We start from the raw sequence: 5,844 nt of genomic DNA, 5'->3' as shown, positions 1-5,844 counted from the left end.
CGTCCCGCGCCTTGGAACCCTCGCTCACCTATGGCGTGTGATCGCGGAACGCTCGCTCACCATTGGTGAGCGAGCATCGGCCGAAAGTGCCCCATAGGTGAGTGAGCGTCTAAGCCATTCGGCACGCAGGGTGCCTGCCGGCTCACGCGACCGGTTTACACGCCGCACCCACGCGGCCATATGATCACCAAAGGTGATGAAATGATCATTTCTGGATAGCATATGAGCATGAGGACTGCTGACCGCCACCGGCTCATTGGCGAGCTGCTGCGCAAGCGCGAAGAGATTACCGTTGACGAACTGGTTGCCGAATGCGGGGCATCGGGGGCCACTATTCGGCGCGACCTGGAAATCCTCGCTTCCCACGGTGTCCTGCGCCGGGTGCATGGCGGGGCCCGCAGCCTCGTGGACCGCGGCGACAACCCCGGCTACGGGCAGCGCGAACTCGAGGACCAGGACGCCAAGGAGAGAATCGCCGTCGCCGTCGAACGGCTGCTCCGCGACCGCGATCATGTGTGGCTCGACAGCGGTTCAACGGCAACGGAGATCGCGCGCCGGCTCGCGCAGCGTGAACTGACCATCATGCCGATGTCCCTACGCGCGGTGGAGTTCCTGGCCACGGACCTTCCCTCGGGACGGCGTCCGGGCCTCCTGTTGCCCGGCGGCAGCCTGGTTCCCGGAGAGCAGTCATTCCGGGGACCAATGGCAGAGGCCAACATCCGCTCATTGCGCTTTGATGCGGCCATCGTGACGCCGTGTGCCATCAACCTCAAGGACGGCCTGCTGGCGCACGATCTCGAGGACGCCGCGATCAAGCGGGCAGGCTTGGAATCGGCCAGCCGGGTGATCGTGGCCTGCACAGGAAGCAAATGGAATGCACAGGCCGTGGCCTTGGTTGCAGCCATGGACGCGGTAGATGTCATTGTGACGGACCGGAAGCCAAGCACCGAAGAACGCACCCTACTTGAAAATCTCTCCGTGGAAGTTGTGATCGTATGACCACCAGCACCCGAACCGCTCCGAACGTCAAGGCCGCGGCAATCGCCACTTTCCTGGTCTTCGGCATGAACGGGCTGGTATTTGCCAGCTGGGCGGCGCGCATCCCCGCCGTCACCCAGACCCTGCACCTGACGTCCGGACAGATGGGCACCCTCCTGCTGTGCACCGCCGTCGGGTCCCTTGTGGCGCTGCCCTCCGCGGGGTGGGTTGTCGGCAGGATCGGTACGGCCAATACCGTCCGCGCAGCCGGGCTGCTGGCCGCCTCGGCGGGAGCGGCTATTGCCTTCTCGCTGATGGCTGGATCCGTGGCCGGCACCGCCCTGGCGCTGTTTTTCTTCGGTGTGGGAGTCGGTCTGTGGGACGTTTCGCAGAATATTGAGGGGGCCGACGTCGAACATCGCCTCGGGCGCACCATCATGCCGCAGTTCCACGCAGCCTTTAGCGGGGGCGCCTTTGTTGGTGCGCTGATTGGTGCATGGCTTTCCGAGATAGGCGTCGGACTTCCGGAGCACTTGCTGGTCATTGCCGGCGTCGTGGTTCTTCTCACCTTGACCGCGCCGCGCTACTTCATGCCCCACGAGACCACGGGAACGGCGCCCGACGACGGCGCGCCCGCCGTGAAGGGTCCCTCCGCCTGGCGGGACTCCCGCACCCTGTTGATCGGCGTCGTGGTCCTTGGGGCGACCCTGACGGAAGGCGCCGGAAACGACTGGATCGCTAAGGCATCGGTGGATGGCCTGAATGCTTCCGAATCGACGGGCGCCCTGTTGTTCGCGCTCTTCGTGGCGGCGATGACCTTGATGCGTTTCGTCGGCGGCCGTGCGATCGACCGGTTCGGACGCGTAGCCGTGCTGCGGGTCAGCATGGCCGCCGCAGCGGTGGGCCTGGCTCTCTTCGTTTTCGCGGGCAACCTCGTCCTTGCCGGGGTGGGTGCGGCCCTTTGGGGTATCGGCGCAGCCTGGCCTTCCCGATGGGCATGTCCGCTGCTGCCGATGACCCGAAACACGCGGCCGCACGTGTCTCGGTGGTCTCAACCATCGGCTATGTGGCGTTTCTAGCCGGCCCGCCGCTTCTGGGATACCTCGGCGACCATACCGGTATCCACATGGCATTGCTTGCCATCGGGGTGCCGATCCTGATGGCCCTGTGGCTGGCCGGCGCCGCGAAGCCCCTCGTTAAAAGCAACTGACTCGCAGTTGTTGTCGTTATGACGCGTCAAAACGACAACAACTGCTGGGCCCACGCCGCCAGGGTTCCCTGGCCGAGGGCCCACAGCCGCAGGGTTCCCTGGCTGAGCTTGCGAAGCTAGGGGGCGGCTGGGGACTTGCGAGGCGAGGGTGGCGGTGGGGACCGTTGGGTGGCTACAACGAGCGGTGCTACGGGGCCGAGGTGGCGGGGGCCGTAGGAATGGCGCTCGGCGATGCCCCGTTGGTGGGAGCTCCGCTCTGCCGATTCCGGCCCTGGCCGCCCTGGCCGTTGAAGTTCTGGAACTGGCCGCGGCCCGGACGGGCCTGGCCAGCATCCATGAGCTTGGTGACGCCGACGCCTCCGAAGAAGCCCACGGCGACGAGAAGCACGGCAAGGAGGATCTGCGTCAGACGGCCCATCTGGAAGCGCTTCTTGGGCACGAACGGCTCGGGCGCCTGAGGTTGGCCCCAACCCTGCCCGGTGGGTTCCTGGCCGGTGGCCTGCAGGACCGCGGTGGGCTGTCCGGCGTGGGGCTGCTGGGTGTAGGGCTGCTGGGGCTCCGGCTGGTTCGTGGTGCCGGGCTCCGGTGCTGAATAGGACATTTGTAGATCTCCTGTTGGCTGTTTCTTTTTTGAGTTGCTGGGGGGTGGACGTGTGGGCGGCTATTCGTACCGCAGGGCGTCGATCGGCCGTAGTTTCGCCGCCTTGTTGGCCGGGTAGATTCCGAAAATCAGGCCGATCGCAGCGGATACCAGGAACGACAGCCACACGGTCCACCACTGGACTTCGGGTTGCGTTCCGAGCAGGGGGAAGGCGCTGCCGATGTAGCCCGCGGCAATTCCCAGCACCCCGCCGATCAGCGAAATGATGAGCGATTCGATCAGGAACTGGCTCACGATGCTGCCGCGCGAGGCTCCGATCGCCTTGCGGATGCCGATTTCGCGGGTGCGTTCAGTGACCGTGACGAGCATGATGTTCATGACGCCGATTCCGCCAACCAGGAGCGAAATGCCGGCCACGGCCCCCAGGAGGATGGTCAGCGTGGCCGTGGTGGTGGTGGCCGTCGTGAGGATCTGCGCCTGGTTCCGCACCTGATAGTCACGATTGGCGGAGGTGACGTTGTGCCTGGCATCGAGGATCATCTGAACCTCGTTCTGGGCCTGGTTCATCACGTCCGCTGACTTCGCCTGGACCGTGATGGAGGCAAGGGACGGCGAATACCCCGTGAACTTGTCCTGGGCTGCGCTGTAGGGGATCACCACAATGTCGTCTGGATCGTTGAGCCCCGAGGACCCCTTTTGAGCCAGGACGCCGGAGACCACGAAGTTCTGGCCATTGAGGGCGATCGTCTGCCCAACGGCCGAGGTCACAGAGCTTCCCACCAGGTCCTGTGCCACGGTATTGCCGATCACGGCCACTGCGGTGCCGCTGCTGGCGTCACCGTCGCTGAAGTAGGACCCCGCCGCGAGCGTGTCGTTCGAAATGGAAAAGTACGACGGCGTGGTCCCCACGAAGGTTGCGACAGCATGGGTTGCGTCCTGGTAAGTACCCGTGACGTTCTGTGCCGTGACTACCGGCGCTGTTGCGGCGACGTCGGGGGCCATAACGGGATCTGTCAGCGCGGCCATGTCCTGGAGCGTGAGGTTGGTGCCGCGGGAGCGCGGACCGGTGACGGCTTGTCCGCCGCCTGCTGCGCGGCCGCCCGCCGTCGTCTGGCGGCTGACCGTAAGCACGTTGGTTCCCAGCTTGCCGATCTGGGCCTTGATGGCGTTGGAGGTTCCGGCTCCTACGGCCAGCAGGATGATGACGGATGCGATGCCGATCAAGATGCCCAGGGTGGTGAGGATGGAGCGCATCTTGTTGGCCATCACCCCCGTCAGGGCGAAGCGAACGGATTCGGCGATCATCATGCCGGCACCGCCGTGGCTACAGGTGGGCATTCACGGCGCGGATCCTGTGATCCTCAATGATGTGACCGTCCTGGAAGCGCACAACGCGGTTGGCCCGCGCCGCGACGTCCGCCTCGTGGGTGATCATCACAATGGTCCGGCCGTTGGCGTGCAAGGACTCGAAGAGATCCAGGATTTCGTGCGAGGACTTGGTGTCCAAAGCTCCCGTGGGCTCGTCGGCCAGGAGCAACACCGGGTTGGTCACGAGTGCCCGGGCGATGGCAACACGCTGCTGCTGTCCACCGGACAGCTGCGAAGGCTTGTGGTCCGCCCGCTCAGCCAAACCCACTGAATCGAGTACTTCCAGGGCCCGCTCGCGCCGTTCCTTGCGGTGCACTTTTGCGTAAGCGAGCGGCATGGAGACGTTGTCCACGGCCCGCGTGCGCGGTATCAGGTTGAAGTTCTGGAAGACGAAGCCGATTTTCCGGTTGCGGATCTGCGCGAGCTGGAATTCATCCAGGGTCCCGGTATCGATGCCGTCCAAGTGATACGTCCCCTGGGTGGCGCCGTCGAGGCAGCCGATGATGTTCATCATGGTGGACTTTCCGGAGCCCGAGGCGCCGATGATGGCCACGAAGTCGCCCCGGTCAATGGAGATGCTGACGGAATCGAGTGCCCGTACTTCGGCTTCCCCTTTGCCATAGATCTTGCTCACGGACTCCAGTTGGATGACAGCGTCGTTCACGGCTGCTTACCCGCCATTTCCACGTGTGCCACCGGTGCCGCCCGTAATTCCGGCGCCGCCGGTACCACCGAATCCGCCCGTACCGCCAAGTCCGCCCGTCCCGGTCCGTCCGGTGGTGCCGGTGGTGTCCAGGGTGGATGAGATAGCCGGGAGTTCAATCTGGTCGCCCGCGCTGAGTCCGGTGAGCACCTGGGTGCGGCCGTTGTCCGTGATCCCGGTGGTGATGGTCACCGCCGTCGCCGTCCCGTTCTTCATCACGTTGACGGTCTGCCTGGTTCCCGTGGTGGTAATGGCCAGCGAAGGCACTGTCAATGCGTTCTTGGCGGTCGCGTGGTTACGGAGATGTTTGCGCTTTGGCCGAGCCGCAGGCAGCCGGAGGGTTCTTGATGGAGATCGTCACGGGATAGCTGACCACGTTGTTGGTGGTTGTGGCGTTCTGGGCGATCGCCGTGATGGTACCTGTGACCGGTGCCGCGGACGGGTCGGTCTTGAGCGCCGGGAAGGTGAAGGTGGCCGAGTCGCCGGTCTTCATGGCGGCAATGTCCGATTCGGCGAAGTTGGCGATGACTTGCAGGTGCGCGGTGTCGCTGATCGTAATCAGTCCGGAGGACGAGGTGCTCGCGGCGCTCGTGGAAGAGCTGCCGGAGGAGCCGGAAGCTCCGGACGAGCCGGAACCCGAGGATCCGGAAGAGCCGGAGCTGCTGCCGGCGTTGCCGCCGACGACGGCGTTCACGGCGGTGACAGTACCTGAAACCGGGGCCGCGAGTGAGCAGGACGCCAGGTTTTTGGTTGCGGTATCAACGGCAATCTGGGCAGACGTGGTGTTGGATGTGGCGCCGCCACCGCTTTGGGCGGAATTGAGGGCCGTGGCTGCCGAGGCAATCTGCTCCTTGTCCTTGAGGGCCGAGCTGGCTTGCTGGTTGGCTGCCTGGGTCAGTGCTTGGTTGTCCTTCGCGAGCTGGGCCTGTGCTGCGCTGAGCGCGTTCTGGGCCGGCTGGCTGCTCGGCTGGGCGCTGGCAGCGG

Annotated in this window: 6 protein-coding genes and 1 pseudogene; 2 read left to right on the top strand and 5 right to left on the bottom strand. The window is 65.0% G+C overall.

Annotated features, from left to right (window positions below):
* Positions 1-228: 228 nt before the first annotated feature.
* Together AHiyo1_RS13000 and AHiyo1_RS12995 are read left to right on the top strand one after the other, a co-directional pair.
* The gene (locus AHiyo1_RS13000; RefSeq protein WP_059388846.1) at positions 229-999 is read left to right on the top strand and encodes a DeoR/GlpR family DNA-binding transcription regulator; all 771 of its coding nucleotides are present in this window, start codon (positions 229-231) and stop codon (positions 997-999) included.
* Positions 996-2,188: pseudogene (locus AHiyo1_RS12995) on the top strand (MFS transporter). The gene AHiyo1_RS13000 and the pseudogene AHiyo1_RS12995 overlap by 4 nt, the downstream one beginning before the upstream one ends.
* A gap of 187 nt (positions 2,189-2,375) precedes the next feature.
* Here AHiyo1_RS12995 and AHiyo1_RS12990 read toward each other — a convergent pair.
* From AHiyo1_RS12990 to AHiyo1_RS12970, 5 genes are all read right to left on the bottom strand, one after another.
* Positions 2,376-2,789, bottom strand: coding sequence for a hypothetical protein (locus tag AHiyo1_RS12990; RefSeq protein WP_059388844.1), 414 nt, complete (start codon positions 2,787-2,789; stop codon positions 2,376-2,378).
* 60 nt (positions 2,790-2,849) lie between these two features.
* Positions 2,850-4,127, bottom strand: coding sequence for an ABC transporter permease (locus AHiyo1_RS12985; RefSeq protein WP_253257318.1), 1,278 nt, complete (start codon positions 4,125-4,127; stop codon positions 2,850-2,852).
* On the bottom strand, positions 4,114-4,821 hold the full coding sequence (locus AHiyo1_RS12980) for an ABC transporter ATP-binding protein (RefSeq protein ID WP_059388843.1): 708 nt from the start codon (positions 4,819-4,821) through the stop codon (positions 4,114-4,116). Before AHiyo1_RS12980 ends, AHiyo1_RS12985 begins: the two co-directional genes overlap by 14 nt.
* Before the next feature lie 6 nt (positions 4,822-4,827).
* Positions 4,828-5,127, bottom strand: coding sequence for a hypothetical protein (locus AHiyo1_RS24750; protein WP_059388842.1), 300 nt, complete (start codon positions 5,125-5,127; stop codon positions 4,828-4,830).
* 28 nt (positions 5,128-5,155) lie between these two features.
* On the bottom strand, positions 5,156-5,844 hold a 689-nt coding region (locus AHiyo1_RS12970), incomplete at its 5' end, for an HlyD family efflux transporter periplasmic adaptor subunit (protein ID WP_113990658.1).

The organism is Arthrobacter sp. Hiyo1 (genome assembly GCF_001263615.2).
Taxonomy (GTDB): domain Bacteria; phylum Actinomycetota; class Actinomycetes; order Actinomycetales; family Micrococcaceae; genus Arthrobacter.
The sequence above is the reverse complement of the archived record's forward strand: the minus strand, read 5'-3'. Positions and strand labels throughout refer to the sequence as shown.